General features: G+C 69.5%; 16 protein-coding genes. 4 read left to right on the top strand and 12 right to left on the bottom strand.

The features are described 5' to 3' along the window. The first annotated feature begins 69 nt into the window (after positions 1 to 69). The gene (locus DZG09_RS15990; protein WP_162893366.1) at positions 70 to 1773 is read left to right on the top strand and encodes a sensor histidine kinase; all 1704 of its coding nucleotides are present in this window, start codon (positions 70 to 72) and stop codon (positions 1771 to 1773) included. A gap of 17 nt (positions 1774 to 1790) precedes the next feature. Here DZG09_RS15990 and mqo read toward each other — a convergent pair whose 3' ends face one another. Next, positions 1791 to 3236 carry a malate dehydrogenase (quinone) gene (mqo, locus tag DZG09_RS15985; RefSeq protein WP_119698747.1) on the bottom strand — a complete coding sequence of 482 codons (1446 nt, stop codon included), beginning with the start codon at positions 3234 to 3236 and terminating at the stop codon, positions 1791 to 1793. Between the two features lie 204 nt (positions 3237 to 3440). Between mqo and DZG09_RS15980 the strand changes: the two genes are divergently transcribed. Together DZG09_RS15980 and DZG09_RS15975 are read left to right on the top strand one after the other, a co-directional pair. Next, complete coding sequence (locus DZG09_RS15980; protein ID WP_205529208.1) at positions 3441 to 3746, top strand: hypothetical protein; 306 nt, start codon at positions 3441 to 3443, stop codon at positions 3744 to 3746. Next, complete coding sequence (locus tag DZG09_RS15975) at positions 3746 to 4036, top strand: hypothetical protein (RefSeq protein WP_119698746.1); 291 nt, start codon at positions 3746 to 3748, stop codon at positions 4034 to 4036. Before DZG09_RS15980 ends, DZG09_RS15975 begins: the two co-directional genes overlap by 1 nt. Positions 4037 to 4178: 142 nt before the next feature. Here the strand turns inward: DZG09_RS15975 and DZG09_RS15970 are convergent, their stop codons facing one another. From DZG09_RS15970 to DZG09_RS15940, 7 genes are all read right to left on the bottom strand, one after another. Beyond that, positions 4179 to 5249 carry an aspartate-semialdehyde dehydrogenase gene (locus DZG09_RS15970; protein WP_119698745.1) on the bottom strand — a complete coding sequence of 357 codons (1071 nt, stop codon included), beginning with the start codon at positions 5247 to 5249 and terminating at the stop codon, positions 4179 to 4181. Between the two features lie 86 nt (positions 5250 to 5335). After that, complete coding sequence (locus DZG09_RS15965) at positions 5336 to 7498, bottom strand: molybdopterin oxidoreductase family protein (RefSeq protein ID WP_119698744.1); 2163 nt, start codon at positions 7496 to 7498, stop codon at positions 5336 to 5338. Beyond that, positions 7435 to 8967: an FAD-dependent oxidoreductase gene (locus DZG09_RS15960; protein ID WP_240424111.1), complete on the bottom strand. Its 1533-nt coding sequence runs from the start codon at positions 8965 to 8967 to the stop codon at positions 7435 to 7437. Before DZG09_RS15960 ends, DZG09_RS15965 begins: the two co-directional genes overlap by 64 nt. An 11-nt stretch (positions 8968 to 8978) precedes the next feature. Further along, the gene (locus tag DZG09_RS15955; RefSeq protein ID WP_119698742.1) at positions 8979 to 10343 is read right to left on the bottom strand and encodes an MFS transporter; all 1365 of its coding nucleotides are present in this window, start codon (positions 10341 to 10343) and stop codon (positions 8979 to 8981) included. A gap of 226 nt (positions 10344 to 10569) precedes the next feature. Then, positions 10570 to 11895: an aspartate kinase gene (locus tag DZG09_RS15950; protein WP_119698741.1), complete on the bottom strand. Its 1326-nt coding sequence runs from the start codon at positions 11893 to 11895 to the stop codon at positions 10570 to 10572. A 102-nt stretch (positions 11896 to 11997) separates the two neighbouring features. Beyond that, entirely contained in the window at positions 11998 to 12591 is a 594-nt protein-coding gene (gene recR, locus DZG09_RS15945; RefSeq protein ID WP_119698740.1) for a recombination mediator RecR, read from the bottom strand. Between the two features lie 36 nt (positions 12592 to 12627). Further along, entirely contained in the window at positions 12628 to 15591 is a 2964-nt protein-coding gene (locus DZG09_RS15940; RefSeq protein WP_119698739.1) for a DNA polymerase III subunit gamma and tau, read from the bottom strand. An 87-nt stretch (positions 15592 to 15678) separates the two neighbouring features. Between DZG09_RS15940 and DZG09_RS15935 the strand changes: the two genes are divergently transcribed. Next, positions 15679 to 16419 carry a DsbA family oxidoreductase gene (locus DZG09_RS15935; RefSeq protein ID WP_162893365.1) on the top strand — a complete coding sequence of 247 codons (741 nt, stop codon included), beginning with the start codon at positions 15679 to 15681 and terminating at the stop codon, positions 16417 to 16419. A 95-nt stretch (positions 16420 to 16514) separates the two neighbouring features. On the opposite strand, the gene DZG09_RS15930 is transcribed toward DZG09_RS15935, so the two are convergent. From DZG09_RS15930 to DZG09_RS15910, 4 genes are all read right to left on the bottom strand, one after another. Beyond that, the gene (locus DZG09_RS15930) at positions 16515 to 19034 is read right to left on the bottom strand and encodes a glycoside hydrolase family 65 protein (protein ID WP_119698738.1); all 2520 of its coding nucleotides are present in this window, start codon (positions 19032 to 19034) and stop codon (positions 16515 to 16517) included. 145 nt (positions 19035 to 19179) lie between these two features. Next, positions 19180 to 19947, bottom strand: coding sequence for an HAD family hydrolase (locus tag DZG09_RS15925; RefSeq protein WP_119698737.1), 768 nt, complete (start codon positions 19945 to 19947; stop codon positions 19180 to 19182). Positions 19948 to 20304: 357 nt separating this feature from the next. Beyond that, complete coding sequence (locus DZG09_RS15915) at positions 20305 to 21105, bottom strand: siderophore-interacting protein (RefSeq protein ID WP_119698735.1); 801 nt, start codon at positions 21103 to 21105, stop codon at positions 20305 to 20307. Positions 21106 to 21185: 80 nt separating this feature from the next. Next, positions 21186 to 21497 carry a TfoX/Sxy family protein gene (locus tag DZG09_RS15910; RefSeq protein ID WP_119698734.1) on the bottom strand — a complete coding sequence of 104 codons (312 nt, stop codon included), beginning with the start codon at positions 21495 to 21497 and terminating at the stop codon, positions 21186 to 21188. Positions 21498 to 21550: the final 53 nt, after the last annotated feature.

The raw sequence follows: 21550 nt of genomic DNA, 5'->3' as shown, positions 1-21550 counted from the left end.
GTAACGAGGTGGTGGCGGCGTATCAGCCTCCGCGCCAAAGTCACGGGCGTCACCGTCGCCGTGCTGGCGATGGGGCTGTTCGTGGCGGGGGTCGGCACATCGTTCGTGCTCTACAGCGCACTGCTGAACAACGTGAACGAGACGGTGCGCCAGCTGGTGCAGTCGGAGGACGTGGCCAAGCGACTGCTCCAGGTCTCGGAGAACGAGGACGGCGTGGTCGAGATCACGCCCAACGAGGACGAGCTCAACACGAGCTACTTCGTCGGCCTGTACGGTCCTGACGGCACCTTCATCGGCTCGGCCGGCGGCATCGGTGAGGACTCCGAGAAGCCCGCCTTCGCCACGGAGCTGACACCGGATCGCGCCAAGGCGCTGGAGTCGCGCGTGTTCGCGATCGACTCGGAAGACGGAGACCGATTCCGCGCCTCGGTCGCCGTCGTCGAGCTGGAGGGCACGAACACGCTCTACAGCCAGATCGTCGCGATCCCCGAGTCCGAGACGCTCGGTGTCGTACGCACCTACTTCGTCGTGTTCACCTTCGTGGCGATCATGACGATCGTCGCCGGAGCCTTCCTCACCCGCTGGGTCGTCACGCTCACCTTCCGCCGCTTCGGCCAGGTGGAGGCGACCGCCATGGCGATCGCCGGCGGCGACTTCCGCCAGCGCATGGCTGACAGCGAGCCCACAACCGAGATCGGCCGGCTCACGGTCGCGATCAACACGATGCTCGACCGCGTCGACCAGTCCATCGAACAGCGCGACGCCACCGTGCGGCAGATGCGGCGCTTCATCGGCGATGCGAGCCACGAGCTGCGCACCCCGCTCGTCAGCGTGCGCGGCTATGCGGAGCTGTACCGGATGGGCGCCATCACCAAGCCGGAGGACCTCGACCGCACCATGGAGCGGATCGAGAAGGAAGCGATCCGGATGGGCGCCCTGGTCGAAGACCTGCTCGCCCTCGCACGCCTCGACGAGAGGCGGGAGCTGGAGATCACGCCGGTCGATCTGCGCAAGGTCGCCGGGGACGCAGCGCTCGACGCCCGCGCCGCCGACAGCACGCGCCGAGTCAGGGTGATCGATCGCACCCTGCACGACCTCACGGGCCCCATCCGGCCGGTACGAGATGAGTCGCACAACGCTCCGGATGACGAACACGCAAGCCGCAGGAAGAGCACGCCGTCCGCGCTCGAGCGCGCCACCACCTCGGCGATCAGCATTCTGCGCCGTCGCAGCAGGCCGACGGCGCCGACAGCCGACGAGCTCAACGCCGAAACCCGCCCCGTGCCGCGCATCGGGGCGGGTGCGCCGGTCTCAGACGACTACGCGGGCCTGCCCCCGATCGTGCTGGGCGAGGAGCACAAGGTGCGGCAGGTCGTGGCGAACCTCATCGGCAACGCGCGCCGCTACAGCCCCGACGGCACGCCGATCGAGCTGGAGGTCGGCATCGATTCCGCCGCGGAGACAGGGTGGATCGCCGTGGTCGACCACGGCGAAGGTGTACCTGAAGCCATCCGGGAGCAGATCTTCCAGCGATTCTGGCGCGCCGACTCGTCGCGCGCCCGCGAGACCGGCGGCAGCGGCCTGGGCCTTGCCATCGTGTCGTCGATCGTCGAGGCTCACCACGGCTCGGTCTCCGTCAGGGAGACACCGGGAGGCGGCGCGACCTTCCGTGTCGCATTCCCGCTGCTGGAACGCCGCGCCATCGCCGAGCACGCCGCGATCGAAACGCAGCCGCTTCCTCGCCTGAACGACCTCGATCCGAACCAGCAGTAGCGCGCGACTGCCGCACCTCAGTGCTGGATGCCGAGCTTCTCCGCGGAGGCCGACACGGTGCGCGCCGTCAGGTCGGGATCGTCGTTCAGGGAGGTGCCGAAGGTCGGAACCAGGCTCTGCAGCTCTGGCCTCCACGCGGGGAGCTCGTTCGGGAAGCACTTCTCGAGCAGGTTGAGCATGATCGGCACCGCGGTCGAGGCGCCGGGCGATGCGCCGAGCAGGCCCGCGATCGATCCGTCGGCCGACGAGACGACCTCCGTGCCGAACTGCAGCTTGCCGCCCTTCATCACCTGGGCGCGCTGACCGGCTTGGATCAGCTCCCAGTCCTCAGCCTTCGCCGTCGGCATGAACTCGCGCAGCCCCTCGAGCTTCTTCGCTCGGCCCTTCAGCAGCTCGCTGACGAGGTACCTGACCAGATCGAGGTTCGTGACCGCGACCTTCAGCATCGATCCGATGTTGCCGAGGCGCACCTGCTGCACGATGTCCAGCCACTTGCCCTGCTTGAGGAACTTGGGGCTGAACGTCGCGAACGGCCCGAACATCAGCGAACCTTCGCCGTCGACCATGCGCGCGTCCAGGTGCGGCACGGACATCGGCGGCGCACCGACCGCGGCCTGGGAGTACACCTTCGCCTTGTGCTTGGCGACGAGCTCGGGGTTCGAGGTCTTCAGGAACTGACCGCCGATCGGGAACACGCCGTAGCCGGAGATCTCCGGGATGCCCGCCGACTGCAGCAGTTTGATGGCCCAGCCGCCGGCACCGACGAAGACGAACTTGGCGTTGAGCTCGCCGGGTGTCTTTCCCGCCATGTTGCGGTATCGCACGTCCCACGTGCCGTCCTTGCGGCGCTTCAGCTTCTTCACCTCGTGATCGAGGCGCAGGTCGACTCCGTTCTCGGTGAGGTGGTCGAACAGCTGGTGCGTCACGGCGCCGAAGTCGACGTCGGTTCCTGCAGGCACGCGCGTCGCCGCGAACGGCTCGCCCGCACGCCGCTTCTGCATCAGCAGCGGCGCCCACTGGTTGATGACCCGCGAGTCCTCGCTGTACTCGATGCCGGAGAACAGCGGCTGCTCCTTGAGCGTCTCGTAGCGCTGACGCAGGTAGGCGACATCCTTCTCCCCCCGCACGAACGTCATGTGCGGGGTCGAGTTGATGAACGTCTCCGGCGCCGAGAGGATGCCGCGTTCGATGAGCGAGACCCACAGCTGGCGGCTCACCTGGAACTGCTCGTTGATGTTCACGGCCTTGGCCGGATCATCCGGGTCGGGCATGTAGTTCAGCTCGCACAGGGCGGCGTGCCCCGTGCCGGCGTTGTTCCAGGCGTTGGAGCTCTCCTGCGCGACGTCACCGAGGCGCTCGAACGCAACAATCTTCCAGTCGGGCTGCAGTTCCTTCAGGAGGGTGCCGAGGGTCGCGGACATCACTCCGCCGCCGATCAGCACCACATCGACAGATTCGCTCACCCGATCATCCTAAATCTCGCTGACGCCTGCGCCTAAACGATGGCCCAGCGAAGAAACGGGCGTTCCTTCGCATCCGCCGAAAATGCTCCGGATGATCGAGAACCGGCGTCCAACGATCAATGGTATGCCGAATCAATACCACACCAAGACGCCTCACAAGTCAGTCATCCCAAGTTCTGCGCGCTCTGTATTAGAATGTCATACATGACCGAGCCGGACTGGTCGTACCGCGGCGATTACATTCGATCGCGTTCCCTGCGCAAGGGGTCGGAGGGCGAGAACGACATCGAACCTGCGTGGGCGAACGAAGCTTACACAGACGAGTCGGCCATCGTGTTCCGTCCGGATCCTGCCTCCGCAAGCGGGCAATCCGATCGCACGATCGGCTGGTCCGAGACTGCAGGGCTTGTCGTCACCGTCATCACTACGACAGAAGGCACGAAGGTCTGGGGAGTGAACGCGTGGAAGTCGAACGGCAGCGACGTTCGACGCTATGAAAGGGGTTCGTGATGAGCATCGAGTCGAAGCTGGCCGCGCTGTCGGAGGAATCGGAGCCCCGTAGACATGACCCGCTTCCGGAGAACGCAGTGGGTGAGTCTCGAGGAGACCAACCGAAGATCGTGTCGGTCAGGCTGAGTGCTGCTCAGTACGCGTCACTTGTCGAAGGCGCCTCAGAACGCAATCTGCCTGTTTCGACTCTTGCCCGCGCGTTGATCCTGGATGGCCTCGAAGGCCGGCCGGGGGATCTTCAGCAGGTGCTGCGAGACACGATCCGTCCGGAGTTCCTGAAGGCCTCATAACGGCCCGGCCGTTCGCGGCTCGGCACGCATCGTCGCCTGAGGGCACGGGCGCCGTGCCCTTGCACCCAGCAGGTGCAGTGGGAGGCAACGCAGAAGATCCGGATGCCCCTGCTCGGGAGCATCCGGATCTTCCTTCTCTCGGTCAGACCGCCGCAGGAACCCTGGCGGCGATCAGCTCGGCGATCTGGATCGTGTTCAGCGCCGCCCCCTTGCGCAGGTTGTCGTTCGAGATGAACAGGGCGAGGCCCTTGCCCTCCGGCGCTGACTCGTCCTGGCGGATGCGTCCGACGAAGCTCGGGTCGGCTCCCGCCGCCTTCAGCGGGGTGGGCACCTCATCGAGCACGACACCTGGCGCACCGGAGAGCACCTCGCGGGCGCGGTCCGCCGTGATCTGGTCGCGGAACTCGGCGTTGATGCTGAGCGAGTGGCCCGTGAACACGGGAACCCGCACGCAGGTGCCGGAGACGCGCAGCTCGGGCAGTTCGAGGATCTTGCGGCTCTCGTTGCGGAGCTTCTTCTCCTCATCGGTCTCGTTGGAGCCGTCGTCGACGATATTCCCGGCGAGCGAGACGACGTCGAATGCGATCGGGGCGACGTACTTCTCAGACGCAGGGAAATCGACGGCCTGCCCGCTGTGGGTGAGATCTGCGGCACTGCCCTGCTCGATCGCGGCCTCGGCCTGCGTGAGCAGCTCCTGCACGCCGCCGAGGCCCGACCCTGAGACCGCCTGGTACGTGGAGACGATGAGTCGCTCCAGCCCCGCCTCTGCGTCGAGCACCTTCAGCACGGGCATCGCAGCCATCGTGGTGCAGTTCGGGTTCGCGATGATGCCCTTCGCGGCTTCGTCGATCGCATGCGGATTGACCTCGCTGACGACCAGCGGAACCTCGGGATCCATCCGCCATGCGCTGGAGTTGTCGACCACCTTCGCGCCCGCCGCTGCGAAGCGCGGGGCGTGCTCCTTCGACGGTCCGCCGCCGGCGGAGAACAGCGCGATGTCGATGCCCGCCAGCTCGGTGGAGTTGATGTCCTCGATGACCACGGTCGTTCCGGCGTAGGTCAGCTCCTTGCCCGCCGAACGCGGCGAAGCGAACAGTCGCAGCTCGCGAATCGGGAACTCGCGCTGCGCCAGAATCTCCAGCATCTTGCCGCCGACCTGACCGGTGGCGCCGACGACGGCGAGCGAGACTCCGGATTCTGCAATGCGTGCCATGAAAGCTTCCTCGGGGGTTGGGGATCGCGGCGCGGGGTCGCCGACGATTGCGAAGAGTCTAGCGGGGCGGCCCGATCGGGGCACATTCAGCGGGCATCGGCCGGAACCGACTCCACCTGCACGACCGCGTACTTGAACTCCGGCATCGCCGAGATCGGGTCCGTGCTGGCGCTGGTGAGCAGATTGGCGCTCTCGACGCCGCCGAAGTGGAACGGCAGGAAGACCGTGTCCGGCCGGATGTCGGTGCTGAGGCCGACGGTCGCGGTCACGGAGCCGCGCCTGTTGCGCACCAGCACCCGGTCGCCGTCGCCGAGCGAACGGTCCCGCGCGGTGGTCGGATGGATCTGCGCGACCAGTTCCGGATGCTCCGCCACCAGCTCCGGCACGCGACGGGTCTGCGCTCCCGACTGGTAGTGGCCCATCAGACGCCCCGTCACGAGCGCGAGCTCACGTCCGGTCGCCTGCTCGTGGGCGGAGGCGCGCACCGGGACGAGCCTGGCGCACCCGTCCGGATGGGCGAAACGGTCGAGGAACATTCTGGGTGTCCCTGACGACCCATGCGGGAACGGCCAGTGCGCGGCGACTCCCGCGTCGAGCATCCGGTGACTGAGCCCCGAATAGTCGGCTCGTCCTCCCGCTGACGCCCGCGCCAGCTCGTCGAACACGTCGGACGGGTCGAGCTGCCACTGTCCCGGAGCCCCGAGACGGGCGGCCAGCTCGCGGAGGATCCACAGCTCGCTGCGCGTCCCACCGGGAGGCGGCGTCGCCCTGCGCCTGCGCAGCACCCGACCGTCGAGGTTGGTCATGGTGCCCTCTTCCTCCGCCCACTGCAGCACGGGCAGCACGACGTCGGCCATGGCCGCCGTCTCGGAGAGGAAGAAGTCGCTGACGACGAGGAGGTCGAGCCGCGCCAGCGCTTCGCGCACACGGGAGACGTCGGGACCCGAGACGACCACGTTCGAACCGTGCACGAGCAGCGCGCTGACGCCGTCCGGCGTCCCTGCCGTGCGCAGCAGCTCCGCGGCGGGGACTCCGGGGCCGGGGATCGAAGCCGCGTCCACGCCCCACACCTCAGCGACGTGAGATCTGGCATCCGGATCGGTGATGCTGCGATAGCCGGGGAGCTGGTCGCACTTCTGCCCGTGCTCGCGACCGCCCTGACCATTGCCCTGACCAGTCAGGGTTCCGTAGCCGCACCCCTCGGTTCCCGGCAGTCCGAGCAGCAGCGCGAGGTTGATCGCGGCCGTTGCAGTGTCGGTGCCGTCTGCGTGCTGTTCGACGCCCCGGCCGGTCAGGATGTACGCCGAGCGCGCTTCGGCGAGCAGGCGGGCGACGCGGTGCAGCGCGGCGACGGGAACTCCCGTGGCCTCCGCCGTGCGCTCCGGCCACCATGCCGACACCGACCGGCGCAGACCCTCCAGGCCCGTGGTGCGCGTCGCCACGTACTCGCGGTCGTGCAGCCGCTCGGCGAGCACGATGTGGCACAGCCCGAGCAGCAGCGCGAGATCGGCGCCGGGCACCGGCTGCAGGTGCACTCCCCCGCCGTCGTCGGTCATCCGGGCCGTCGAGCTGCGCCGCGGGTCGACCACGATCAGCCCGCCGCGCGCTCTGGCACCCAGCAGGTGGGACGCGAACGGCGGCATCGTGTCACCGACATTCGAGCCGAGCATCAGCACGGCATCCGCCGCATCGAGGTCTGAGACGGGGAACGGCAGCCCGCGATCGAGCCCGAACGAGCGGTTGGCGGCCGCGGCTGCCGACGACATGCAGAACCGGCCGTTGTAGTCGATGCGCGAGGTGCCGAGAGCGATGCGGGCGAACTTCCCGAGCTGATAGGCCTTCTCATTGGTGAGGCCTCCGCCGCCGAACACACCTATCGCGTCGGCCCCGTGCCGCGATCGCAGGCCGTCGATCCGGTCGGCGATGAGGTCGAGCGCCTCGTCCCATCCGGCCTCGTGCAGCTCACCGTCTGCGCCGCGTATCAGTGGGGAGGTGAGGCGGTCGCCCGACCCCAGCAGCTCGGCAGACGTCCAGCCCTTGCGGCACAGACCGCCGCGGTTGGTCGGGAAGTCGCGCCCTGCGACGACCACTGGAGGCGCGTCGGAACCGGATGCCGGGGTCAGCGTCATGGCGCACTGCAGGGCGCAGTACGGGCAGTGCGTGTCGACGGCCTGATCGTTCGCGCTCACAGCGGCGACGCCTCCAGCTCCTCGAGCATCCGGGTGATGCGTCCCCTGCACGTGCCGCATCCGGTTCCCGCTCTCGTGCAGGACCCGACGTCCGCGACGGTTCCGCATCCGTCCGCAACAGCGTCTTCGATGATGCCGGCGGTCACCGCGTTGCACACGCAGACGGTCTCATCGCGGCCGGTCGCTCGCGGGGCTGCGTCGTCGTCTGCGTCGAGACGCAGCAGCAGGGAGCGGTCGCTCGGCAGCTCGCCGCGGCGCGCGTAGAGCACGCTCAGCTCGGCTCCGGTGCGCGGCATGCCGACGCTGACGAACCCGCTGAGGACCCCGTCGCGGGTCACCATCTTCGTGTAGGTGCCGTGCTCCGGATCGGCCCACATCGACACGCCGGGGCCGGTTTCGCCCTTCGGCACGGGCGCGAACGGGTCGACGTCGACGTCGCCTGCCGCGACCACGTCGACGCCCTTCACCGACACCACTCCCGGCATGTCGTCCCCGAACGCCTCGATCTGCTCGGCGCCCACGGCATCCGCGGCGATCGAGCGTGCCAGCCATTCGGCTTGGCGCCATCCTGGCCCGATCAGCCCGCTGGGACCGCCTGGCACCGCTGCGTCGTGCAGGTGCGCACGGTCGGCCATGTGAGCGCAGTCGCCGATGGCGTGGATGCTCTCGTCGCCGAACGCACGCAGCCGCTCGTCGACCAGGACGCCGCGCCCGGTCCGCAGACCGGCGGCGACGGCGAGGTCGTCGCGAGCCGTCACACCGCAGGACAGGATCAGCACATCGCCTGGGATGCGCTTGCCGTCGCCCGAGACGAGAGCGCTGAAGCGGCGCGATCCGGCGTCGGACTCCTCCGTCACGATCGCCTCGGCCCGCACGTGCGGCACGACCTCGACGCCCGCTTCGGTCAGGGCGGCGGCTGTCACGGCCCCCGAGCCGCGATCGAGCTGTCGGGACATCGGAATCGGACCGAAGTGAGCGAGCCGCACCGCGATCCCCGCCTTCGCCAGCAGCAGTGCCAGCTCGATGCCGAGCACACCGGCGCCGAGCACGACAGCGCTGCCGCCTTGCGAGACCACCTCGCGCAGCCTGTCGGCGTCGTCGAGCGAACGCAGCGCCATCACGCCGTCGACGAGGCGATCATCGAGACCGGATGAATCGTGCCCGACGGTGTGCAGACCATCCAGCCGAGGCACGTTCGCGCGGGCCCCCGTGGCGAGCACGAGGCGGTCGTACGCGATCGGCGCACCCTGGTCGAGTTCCACGGTGCGGGCCCCGCGATCGATCGCAGTCGCCCGCCGTCCGCGCAGGATCACGACGTCGGCGGCGGCGAGTTCCTCCGTGTCGATCATGTCGAGGTCGGCCCGTTCAGCCTCCCCCGCCGCGTACTCCGCCGTGAGCACCCTGTTGTACGGGTCCTCGCGTTCGGCACCGATGATCGTCAGCGCCACGAGGCCGTCGCGCACGAGCGGCAGCAGCTCCTCCACGAACCTGACGGCGACCGGGCCGAAGCCGACCACCGCAACGCGCATCGACGCCGCCATCAGATGCGGGCCTCGGCGAAGGAGCCGCGCCGCGTGGCGTAGACGGCGAAGGTGACAACCGCCAGCACCAGGTAGACGACGACGAATCCGACGAACGCCGTCTCGTAGCCGCCCGTCGCGGTGTGCGAGGCGCTGAGCACCTGCGGCACGAGGAACCCGCCGTATGCGCCGATGGCCGAGATGAGGCCGAGCGCCGCGGCGGAGGCCCGCTGCGTGCCCACCTCGCCGCCGGAGCGCGCCGCGAAAACGCTCGGGATCATCCGGTACGTCGCTCCGTTGCCGATACCGGTGGCGGTGAACAGGAAGAGGAAGCACAGCAGGAACGTCCAGAACCCGGCCACCGGCAGCGTCACGATCAGGGCGACGGCGCCCGCCGCCATCAGCAGGAAGCTCGCCGTCGTCATCCGAGCGCCGCCGAACCGGTCGGCGAGCCTGCCGCCGTACGGTCGGGTGAGCGAGCCGACGAGCGCCCCGAGGAACGCCAACGACACGGACGCCGTGCCGATCTGGAACGTCGAGAACTCAGGGAACTGATCGGCGATGAGCTTCGGGAAGACACCCGCGAAGCCGATGAACGAACCGAAGGTTCCGATGTACAGCAGTGCCAGCAGCCACATGTGCGGCTCGCGCATGGCTTGCGCCGAAGCGGAGAAGTCGGCCTTCGCCGTGGTGATGTTGTCCATGAATCGCCACGCGCCCCACACGGCGATGAGAATGAACGGGATCCACATCCACCCGGCGAGCGCCAGGTTGAGCGAAGCGGCGGCCCCCACCGTGACGACGATCGGCACGGCGAACTGGGCGACCGCTGCGCCCACGTTGCCGCCCGCGGCGTTGAGCCCCAGCGCCCAGCCCTTCTCGCGCTGCGGGTAGAAGTGGGTGATGTTCGCCATCGAGCTGGCGAAGTTGCCGCCTCCGACGCCCGCAGTGGCCGCGACCACCAGAAGCATCCAGAACGGGGCGTCCGGGTTCTGCACGACGATGCCGAGCAGCGTCGCGGGGATGAGCAGCAGGCCGGCGGAGATCATGGTCCAGTTCCTCCCGCCGACGATGGCGACCATGAACGTGTACGGGAATCGCAGGGTCGCGCCGACGAGGCTCGGCAGCGAGATCAGCCAGAACGACTGCGCCGTGGTCAGCTCGAACCCTGCGGACGGGAGCATCACGACCACGATGCTCCACAGCTGCCAGACCACGAAGCCCAGGAACTCGGCGAAGATCGACCAGCCCAGGTTCCTCCGCGCGATCCGCCTGCCGTGGGCCTCCCAGAACGCGGGGTCCTCCGGTGTCCAGCCGTCGAGCCAGCGGCCGGGTCCTGTCATCGGCGCGTGCGTGGGTGTGGGGCCTGTGATGGTCGAGGTCATGCCAGCTCCTACGCGGTCGGGGATGTGCTCCCGACGCTAGAAGGTCGGTGTTTCCCTGCCACGGCTGGCACGTTTCCCTGCCGTCAACGTGATGTCACTCGGCTCGGGAGGGCTCGTGAGGACGTCGACACACGCGCGTTACATTCGGCGCGGCCGTGCCGCGAGAACGGCGTCCCCGCGTGCTCGTGCACGCGGGGACGCCGTTCGTTCGTCAGGTCGATGCGAGTCAGCGACCGGTGCCCGCGTAGACGGTGGCTTCCACCTCGCCGTCCAGCCCGTAGGCGGTGTGCACGGCACGTGCGGCCTCGTCGAGGTCTTCGGCGGCCACGAGCACGGAGATCCGGATCTCGCTGGTCGAGATCATCGCGATGTTGATGCTCGCCGAACGCAGCGCGTCGAAGAGCACCTGCGAGACGCCGGAGGTGGTGCGCATGCCGGCGCCGACGACCGACAGCTTGCCGATCTGATCGTCGAAGATGAGGTTCTCGTAGCCGAGCGCCTCCTTGTCGTCTGTCAGTCGACGCACGACCTCGTTCGCATCGGGGCGCGGCAGTGTGAAGGAGATGTCGGTGCGGCCGGCTGACGCCGACTGCACGTTCTGCACGATCATGTCGATGTTCGCGCCGGTCTTCGCCACCAGCGAGAAGATCTCGGCCGCAGAGCCCGGGACATCCGGCACACCGATCACGGTGATCTTGGCCTGGCTGCGGTCCGCGGCGACGCCGGCGACGAGAGGCTCTTCGTTGCCGATGTCGTCCGACTCGGTACCGTTGGCATCCGACATTTTCTCTCCTCTTGCTGCGCGGGGATCGGTCATCCCCTCACCGAGAACGTACGTTCCCTCGTTCGATGTGAAGGTTGAGCGGGCGTGGATCAGCACGCCGTGGCGGCGGGCGTACTCCACCGCCCGGATGTACAGGACCTTCGCGCCGTTGGCCGCGAGCTCTAGCATCTCCTCGGAGCCGACCGTGTTGAGCTTGCGCGCCATCGGCACGAGCCGCGGGTCAGCAGTGAAGATGCCGTCGACGTCGCTGTAGATCTCGCACACGTCGGCGTTCAGCGCGGCGGCGAGCGCGACGGCGGTGGTGTCCGAGCCGCCGCGGCCGAGCGTCGTGATGTCCTTGGTGTCGCGGTTGAAGCCCTGGAAGCCCGCGACGATGACGATCGCGCCCTCGTCCAGCGCGTCGCGCAGGCGGACCGGCGTGACGTCGACGATGCGCGCCGAGCCGTGGTCTGCCGTCGTGAGCATGCCGGCCTGGCTGCCGGTGAAGGAGCGGGCCTCGAAGCCCATCGAGTGGATCGCCATGGCCAGCAGCGCCATGGAGATGCGCTCGCCGCTGGAGAGCAGCATGTCGAGCTCGCGAGGCGCAGGCATCGGCGCGACCGCATTCGCGAGGTCGAGCAGTTCGTCGGTCGTGTCGCCCATCGCGCTGACCGCCACGACGACGTCATTGCCCGCTCTGCGGGTGTCGACGATGCGCTTCGCCACGCGCTTGATGCTCTCGCCGTCTGCGACAGACGATCCGCCGAACTTCTGAACGATCAGGGCCACTTATCTCTCCCGGGTCGCGGATGCGAAGGTCACACCCGATGACCAATCGTATGGGGGCAGGCTCGAACCGGAAAATTCACAGCGTTTCGCGGGGGGTGATCCTCAGAGTCTTCTTCGGCCTTCGAAGGCTCTGCCCAGGGTGACCTCGTCGGCGTACTCGAGGTCGCCGCCGACGGGGAGGCCGGATGCGAGGCGCGAGACGGCGATCTCCATCGACGTGAGAAGGCGGCTGAGGTAGCTCGCGGTGGCCTCGCCCTCGAGGTTCGGGTTGGTCGCGAGGATGACCTCTTTGACCTCCCCGTCGGCGAGGCGCTGCATCAGCTGCGGTATGCGCAGGTCGTCGGGGCCGACGCCCGCGATCGGACTGATCGCGCCGCCGAGCACGTGGTACCGCCCTCGGAACTCGCGGGTGCGCTCGATCACCGAGACGTCCTTGGCGTCCTCGACCACGCAGATCACTTCGGGGTCGCGCCGAGGGTCGCGGCAGATCCCGCACCGCTCCTGCTCCGACACGTTGCCGCAGATGTCGCAGAAGCGCACGCGCTCGCGCACCTCCCCCAGCAGCTGGCTGAGCCGTGACACGTCGAAGCTCGGCGTCTGCAGGATGTGGAACGCGATGCGCTGGGCGGACTTCGGCCCGATTCCGGGGAGTCTGCCGAGCTCGTCGATCAGTTCCTGGACGATGCCGTCGTACATGTGGGTCCTCGGGGTCGGGTCGGCCGGAAGGCCGGGTCAGGAGAAGCGCGCGGTCGATGGCGGATCGTACGGCTCCTCGTGCAGGAACGTCGCGCCGAGCATCTGCCGCACCACGGCCTCGCCGCGACGCTCGACGCCGTCGGGAACGTACACCTGGCGCCGCTGCACGGTGGGACGGTTCGGATCAGCCGGTTCGCTCTGCGCGGGCGGCTCTTCGATCGGCGGCCCGGGATCCGGCTCCGGTGGTGCGAACGCCCCCGGCGCAGCGGGTGCGGCCGAAGCGGCGGGAACCACTGGAACGGTCGACTCGGCAGGAGCCGCGGACGCGGGAGCAGCGGTGACGGCCGTGGAAGCAGCGGCGACCTCGGGTGCCGCGTCCGCCGTGGGCGGTTCCGTGTCGACCGAGCCGGGGGCTTTCAGGTTGACGCCCCAATCGGTCGGGCCCGCAACCGGAGCTGCGCTCTGCGGCGGCGTCGCCGGAGCGGCGGTCGTTGCACCGGACGCAGCGTCCGACGGCGCGGGGCGCGCTTCGGCCTCAGCAGAGCCGCTCGTTTCGTCAGCCGACTCCGGTGCGGTGGTCGCTTCACCCGCCGCGCCGGGAATCGCCGCGACGGCCCACTCGGTCACGGGAGCGCCCGATCCGACCGTCTGTGCCGGTGCGTCCGAGGCTCCGCCGCGCTGAGCGGTCGCCGCCGTGTCGCCGGCAGGTGCGGGGCGCTGGCCCGATGACGTGCTCGACCCCTCCCGCGGGGCGCGACCGGCGCTGTCGGATGACGGCCCGCTCTCGGGGCGGGCGTATGCGTCGTCGTACGACCCCGGCTCGGGGTCGTCGTCTGGCGGCGGCGCATCCTCAGACGGCGCAGGCGTCTGAGGCTCGACCCGTGCGAGGTACTTCACACGCACGCCGAGCACCTCGACGATCGCGTTGCGCAGGTCGTCGGCCGGGGCCCCCTTGAACCCCGACATGTGCCGCTGCGAGGGGAAAGCCATCATCACGACGTCACCAGGCCGCACCTCCGCGGCGCGCGACTGGCCGACCAGCTCTGCGCTCTGCGGAGCTGTGGTTCTCAGCCCATCGAGGATGCGAGGCCATGCCTCGTTCAAGCGCGCGAGCGTCAGCGGACCGGAAGGCGCCTCGCCCGCAGGAGCCGAGGCGCCTGGACGCTCTGTGCCTGCGGTCTGCGCTGGCCGTTCGGCGGAGTCGCCTGGCGCTGTGCCCTGCGGCGAACCGTCAGCGGGTGCCGCCTGCGCCGACCCGGATGTCGCGGGGGCCTGGTGCGCCGTGCCGGGGGCGACGGTCGCCCATCCGGCGGCGGGGACGTCGTCGAGCCTCGGATCGACGCCGGTCTCCGGCACCGGTCCCTCTGCGGCAGCGGGCGAGGGCTCTGCCTGTGCCGCTTGCTGCGTCGCGGCGGACCCTTCGCTCGCCGCCATCGCCTCGGTCGTCGACGTCTCGTCCGCGGGCGCCGCAGCTGCCGGGGTGGCGGATTCGACGCTGCCCGCGTCAGGCGATGCTGCTGGCGAAGCGCCGGACTCCGGGGCCGGTGTCGGGTCGGCGGCGGCAGGCGGCTCCTCGGCTGCTGCCGGTGGCGCGTCTGTCGGGTTCGCTGGAGCGGCCGGGCCTGCGGCAGCGGCGGTCGGGTTCGCCGGTGCCGCGGGCGCAGCAGGCGACGCCGTCGGAGCTGCGGGAACTGCGGTGGGGCTCGCCGGTGCCGCGGCCGGAGCGGCAGCCGGGCTCGCGGGGGCCGCAACGGCCGGGCCCACGGGCCCTGCGGCCGGAGCGGCGGGAGGCGACTGCTGCACCGGCGCGGCAGCACCGGGCTGCTGTGCGGGCGCGACGGCGACCGCGGCACCCGTCTCTCCCTCGCTCAGCGCGGACTGCGCCGCGGCAGCGCTCGCACGCAGTGCCGTGAGCACACGCGCGATCATCAGTTCGAGCTGCAGGCGAGGCGCCGTCGCACCGCCCATCTCGTCGAGCGTTGCACTGACGATGTCTGCCGATCGCGACAGCCGGTCCGAGCCGAACGCCTGCGCCTGCGCCGACATGCGCTGGAGCTCATCCGTCGGCGTTCCGCGCAGCACGGCCGCCGCCCCCGCACCGGTCGCCGCGATGATGATGAGATCGCGCAGACGCTCGAGCAGGTCGTCGACGAAGCGCCGCGGATCCTGCCCCGTCTGCACGACGCGGTCGACCGCGGAGAAAGCCGCGCCGGCGTCGTCGGATGCGAACGCCTCCACGACGCCGTCGAGCAGCTCGCCGTGCGTGTATCCGAGCAGCGCGACCGCGCGCTCGTACCCGACGGACGACTCGTCCGAGCCGGCGATCAGCTGGTCGAGGATCGAGAGCGTGTCACGCGGCGACCCGCCGCCCGCACGGACCACGAGCGGCAGCACCCCCGGCTCGACCGCGATGCCTTCCTGCGCGCACAGGCTCTCGACGTACTCGAGCATGGCGGCCGGCGGCACGAGGCGGAACGGGTAGTGGTGCGTGCGGGATCGGATCGTGCCGATCACCTTGTCCGGCTCCGTCGTGGCGAAGATGAACTTCACATGCTCCGGCGGCTCCTCGACGAGCTTCAGCAGCGCGTTGAAGCCCTGCGGCGTCACCATGTGCGCCTCGTCGAGGATGAAGATCTTGTAGCGGTCGCGGCTCGGTGCGAACACGGCGCGCTCACGCAGATCGCGCGCGTCGTCGACGCCGTTGTGGCTGGCCGCGTCGATCTCGATGACGTCGAGCGAGCCGCCGCCTGCGCGCGAGAGCTCGACGCAGCTGTCGCAGGTGCCGCACGGGGTGTCCGTCGGACCCTCTGCACAGTTCAGGCAGCGTGCCAGAATGCGCGCGGAAGTCGTCTTGCCGCACCCGCGCGGACCGGAGAACAGGTAGGCATGCCCGATGCGGTCGCCTCGCAGTGCCGTCATCAGCGGGTCGGTCACCTGGGCCTGCCCGATCATCTCCCCGAAGGTCTCTGGTCGGTAGCGTCGATAAAGGGCGGTTGTCACTCCCCCAGCCTACGGCGTACCCCCGACACCGACACGGCCGATGCACCGCGGCGGAACATTCTCAGGCCGGTGGGGGTTGAGCTGAGCATGACCGACACCATCACCGCCCCCGCCCGCCTCGGAATCGACGTCTGGCTCGACGTCGCGTGCCCGTGGTGCGCGCTCGGCGAGCGCCGTCTCCGCTCGGTGGTCTCGGACCTGCCGTTCACGAGCGACATCGACGTGCGCTTCCACTCGTACCAGCTCGATCCGAACGCGCCGGAGCGCGCGACGATGTCGCAGGCCGAGTACCTCGCCGGCCGCGGCCTCGACCCCGAGCGCCTCGAGGCGAGTCACCGCCATCTCAGCGAAGCGGGCGAGCAGGTGGGCTTCCGCTTCGACCATGCGGCCACCGTGCCGTCGAACACATTCGCAGCGCACCGGATGATCCAGGCGGCCGCCGCGCACGGAGTGCAGGCCGCCGTCGTCGACGGGCTGCTCGTGGCCTACTTCCAGAACGGCGTCGACGTGGGCGATGCCGCTGCGCTGAAGGAGGTCGTCGTCTCGGCCGGCCTCGACCCTGCGACGGCCGACGAGGTGCTCGCCGATCCCGCCGCCTACGCCGAAGACGTGCGCGGCGACATCGCCCGGGCGTCCTCACTGGGTATCCAGGGCGTTCCGTTCTACGTGCTCGACGGCCGCTACGGCATCTCGGGCGCCCAGCCAGCCGAGGTGTTCGAGCAGGCACTCACCCAGGTGTACGACGAGCTCAACCCGAAACCGGCCCAGCCGCTGAACCTCGTCGGCGAGCAGGGCACCGCCTGCGGCCCCGACGGCTGCGAGGTCTGAACCGCGCCCCGCTGCTCAGGTGCGGATAGACGCCGCCGGATCGCGACTTCAGGGGCGTTCTGCCGCACCTGAGCTACGGCGCGCGGACGCCGCCCCTACTGGCCGGACCGCCCGACGACCGGGATCGAGCTCGTTATCGGGTGCACGACGTCGCCGTGACTGGTGGGAAGGGTGGGGCGCAGCGCCGTGCCGTCCTCTCGCTGCAGCCCGGAGAAGCGCTTCACGGTGGGTCGGCCGCTGCGAACCGGCCCCTGATCTGCGAGCGGGACGGTGAGCGGCCCATCCGGACCCACGACGAACTCCTCGCCGCGCACGCTCAGCTCGACGGGCTCTCCCGACTCGAGCACGATCGTGATCGCCTCGCGCGTGATCGTCACCCGGATCTGGGAGCCCCACCAGGCCAGCGGGAACGACAGCTCGGGCCAGTCGACCGGCAGGCGCGGATCGAACGACAGCCCGCCGCCGTGGTCGCGCATTCCGCCGAATCCGTTCACGAGCGCCGTCCACACGCCGCCGGCCGATGCGACGTGCACGCCGTCCGATGCGTTGCTGTGCAGGTCGGCGAGGTCGACGAACAGTGCGTGCTCGAAGTACTCCCGTGCGAGGTCCTGATAGCCGACCTCGGCCGCGAGGATCGACTGCACGACCGCCGAAAGCGTCGAATCTCCCGTGGTCAGCGGGTCGTAGTAGTCGAAATCCGCCAGCTTCTCCTCTGCCGAGAAGTGATTGCCCTGCAGGAAGAGCGCCAGCACGACATCCGCCTGCTTGAGCACCTGGAAGCGGTAGATGACGAGCGGGTGGAAGTGCAGCAGCAGCGGGCGATGCTCCGGCGGCATGTTCTCGAGATCCCACACCTCACGCTCCAGGAAGAGCGAATCCTGCGGGTGGATGCCGAAGCGCTCGTCGAACGGGATGGCCAGCGCGTCGGCCGCACGCTCCCATGCCTCGGGCTCCGCCGGGTCGAGCCCGACCCGCTGCACCAGTCCGCGGTACGCCTCGGGCACCAGCTCCGCCATCTCGCGCACCACGCGCGCGGCCGCACGCAGGTTGAAGCGCGCCATCACGTTCGTGAACAGGTTGTCGTTGACGACTGTGGTGTACTCATCCGGCCCTGTGACGCCGTGGATGTGGAATTCCTCGACGCCCTCGTGCGACCGCCAGAACCCGAGGGTCGCCCACAGCCTCGCCGTCTCGACGAGCACGTCGCCGCCCTCTCTGGCGAGGAAGTCGGTGTCGCCCGTCGCCCGCACGTACTTCGCGATCGCGAAGCTGACGTCGGCGTTGATGTGGTACTGCGCCGTGCCTGCCGCGTAGTAGGCGGACGCCTCTTCGCCGTTGATCGTGCGCCACGGGAACAGCGCACCGGCCTCGTTGAGCTGCGCGGCGCGCTTGCGACCGGCCGGCAGCATCTGCGAGCGCATCCGGAGCGCGTTGCGCGCCCACAGCGGCGTCGTGTAGGTCAGGAACGGCAGTACGTAGATCTCCGTGTCCCAGAAGTAGTGGCCGCCGTAGCCCGATCCGGTCAGCCCCTTCGCCGGCACTCCAGCGCCGTCCGAGCGCGCCGACGCCTGCGCCATCTGGAACAGGCACCAGCGCGTCGCCTGCTGCAGGTCGTCCTGGCCTGCGATGCGCACATCGGACCGGTCCCAGAACCGGTCCATGAACGCCCGCTGCCTCGTCAGGTTCTGCTCAGCGCCGTCCGCCATCGCGCGGTCCACCGTGCGGCGGCAGCGATCGACCAGCTCCCGCGCCGGCACGCCGCGTGAGGTGTGGTACGCGGTGTACTTGGTGACCGTGACCGGCACCCCCGCCTTGACGTTCACCCTGTGCACGCACTTGGCGATGTCGGGCTCGACGCGGCCGCGCAGCTCGACCTCGTTCTCGGTGTCGATCTCGTGGTCGGTGACGACACCGAGGGTCATCTTCGAGTTCGTCACCCGGTACGACAGCGCCGAGCGAGCACCGTCCATCCAGTACTCCTGCGGCTGCAGCACGCGCTCGGTGAAACCCTCCGCCTTGCGCGGGTCGAACGCCGGCTCGGCGGCGCCGGGCACGGGGGCATGTCCGCCGTACACGCCCTCGCCGTCCTGCCGGTTCACGACCTGACTGCTGATCGTCACCGGCGCATCGGCATTGAGCACCGTGACCGTCATCCGCTGCTGCACCAGGTGCTTCTCCTCGAACGAGACCAGTCGCTCGCTCTCGAGCAGCACGTCCTTTCCCGAGGGCGTCATCCACCGGATCCGCCTGCGGAACACGCCGTCGCGGAAGTCGAGGCTGCGCTCGTACTCGCGCACGTCGGCGAGGTCGAGGGCGAGCGGCTCATCGTCGACGTAGACGCGCATCACCTTCGCGTCCGGCACGTTCACGATCGTCTGGCCGGTCTCGGCGAAGCCGTACGCCTGCTCCGCGTGCCGGATCGGCCATGTCTCGTGGAATGCGTTGATGAACGTTCCGTGCTCGGCGCCGTGGCGCCCCTCCGGATGGTTGCCGCGCAGGCCGATGTATCCGTTGCCCGCGGCGAAGACCGTCTCGGTGACCCCGGTGTCCTCCGTTGAGAAGCGGGTCTCGACCAGTCGCCATGGGTCGACGGGGAAGCGGTCGCGATCGATCATGATGTGTGCTCCTGCGAATGGGATCTCGTGCGCGGGCTTGGCAGTGCTGTGGGCAGGTTAGTGGCTCCCGGCCCGGATGTCTTCCGCCGACCGGATGAGGGCGTCGCGGCCCGCTGCGCGCAGAACGGGCGCGCTGTGCGTCGGCTCAGACGGCGGTCCCGGATGCCGCAGATGCCGCAGCGGCGCCGTTCAGGAACTCGGCGAGGTCGCCGACCACCACGTGAGCGCCTGCCGCGGTGAGTGCATCGTGCCCCGCACCGCGGTCGACTCCGACGACGAGACCGAATCCGCCCGCGGCCGCCGACTCGACCCCGGAGAGCGCGTCCTCGACCGCAACCGATCCTGCGGGGTCGACCCCGGTCATCCTGGCCGCAGCGAGGAAGACGTCGGGCGCGGGCTTCGACGGCAGGTTCTCGCGCTCGGCGACGACGCCGTCCATCACGACGGGGAATCGGCCCCTGATCCCGGCCGCCGCGAGCACGGGCTCCGCGTTCTTCGAACTCGACACCACGGCGACAGGCACTCCGGCGGCGTCGAGCACGTCGAGCAGCGCCATCGTGCCCCGATACGGCTCGATTCCCTCCTCCGCCAGGATGCGCGAGAACACCACGTTCTTGCGATTGCCGACGCCGCAGACGGTGTCGGCTGCCGGCGAGTCGGCGGGGTCGCCGAACGGCAGCGAGACGCCGCGACTGGTGAGCAGCGAGGCGACGCCGTCGTAGCGCTTCTTGCCGTCGAGGTGGGTGAAGTAGTCGTCCTCGGCATATGCGGGGACGATGCCGCGGTCGGCGAAGAACTCGTCGAACATCGCGCGCCAGGCGTGCCTGTGCACCTCGGCGGTCGGCGTGATCACCCCGTCGAGGTCGAACAGAACGGCGTCGTATGCGGTGAGGTCTGGAAGGTGTGCGCTCACACCCTCCACGCTAGCGGAGGGTGTGAGCGCAGGAAGAACCCGTTCGCCGTCGATGATCAGCTGTTCACGAGTTCGTTCGATGTTCGTGATCTCGCGATCATCTCCCGGGCGGGGCGGACAGTCCGGTCAACGTGATCGGGCCGTCGTCGGCGAACGGGAGCCCGCGCACTTCCACCGGTCGCTCTCGGCGGTCGGAGCCGCGATCCCGCACGCTGAGATCGGGGTCGCCCCCGGCATGCATCACGACTGGAGCGGTGAAGATGCCGCACTGTTCGATCGCATCCTGCGTGTGCGGCTCGACGAACGCAGAAAGCGCGATGAGATCCCGCCCGGGGGAAGCGCCTCCCCGCACGCGGCTCAGCTCGGCGAGGCGCGGCCGAGGCGCCAGTAGCCGGAGAAGGTCACCTGCTGCTTGGGCACGCCTCGCTCGCGGACGAGATGGCGGCGAGCGCCGGTCGCGAGCGCCTGCTCACCGACGCAGAACGCGTAGGGCAAGCCGTCCGGGAACTCCAGCTCGCGCAGCGCGGCGAGCGCGGCGGCGCCCGGCGCGTCGTCGACCGCGCGTTCGAGCCAGTGCACAGTGACACCGTCAGGCGCATCGACGTCCTGGCGATCCCGAGCGTCGAAGAGCTCGATGATCGCGTGCCCGCGCGCGTCGCGCGGCATGTCGCGGAGCACTCCTGCCGCAGCGGGCAGCGCGCTCTCGTCGGCGACGATGAGCGACCAGTCGGCGTCCAGGCCCTTCCAGCCGCACCCCTGGTCGATGAACGCGACCCGCTCACCCTGCACTGCGTTCGCCGCCCACGGCCCGGCGACGCCGTCATCGCCGTGCGAGACGAAGTCGATGTCGAGCTCCTGCTCGGCCTTCCGGAAGGCGCGCACGGTGTAGTTCCGGATGACGGGGCGCGTGCCCTTCGGCAGCGCCAGATACTTCAGGTAGCCGCCGATCGTGAAGGTGGCTGGCATCCGCTCGAGCCCACCATCACCGCGCACGGGCAGCGCCAGCCGGAACCACTGGTCGAAGCCGCGGTACTCGTAGCGCGCAAGATCCTCGCCGGCGATCGTGACCCTGACCATGTTCGGCGTCACGCGCTCCGCGCGCGCGACCTCGGCCAGCACGAGCCCCGACGGCGCGTGTGTGACGGTGATGTTGCTCATCCGGTTTCCTTCCGACGCCTGCCTATTGAGGCTAGCCTCACCTAACAGATAAGCCAAGCGCCGGATGGACCGTCACGACGTCAGCGACGCCACGCGCGTTCGACGGCATCGGCGAGCCAGTCGGCCAGGGTGTCGTCATCCGGATCAGTCAGAGCGGCGAACGGCGCATCGACACCGCTGCGCAGCTGCAGCCGGTGCGCACCGCGCTGCAGAGCGAGGTCGAGCGCCTCTCCCCCGCCGACGGGGAAGAACACCTCGTCGCCGGTGACGCCGACCGCCATGTGTCCGTTCACCATGAACGCCAGCGCCCCCATCATCCGCTTCTCCTCCGCGTCCGACATGGTCCGGATCACCGCCCGCACCCGGTCCGCCAGTTCCGCGTTGTATGCCATGCCCACAGCGTAGGCTCCGCGCCCCGGCTGCCGAGATGCGCACTTCTCGCCGA

It is taken from the genome of Microbacterium halotolerans (genome assembly GCF_003569805.1).
In the GTDB taxonomy this organism is placed as follows: Bacteria; Actinomycetota; Actinomycetes; order Actinomycetales; family Microbacteriaceae; genus Microbacterium; species Microbacterium halotolerans.
This window is presented reverse-complemented; position numbering and strand designations above follow the sequence as displayed.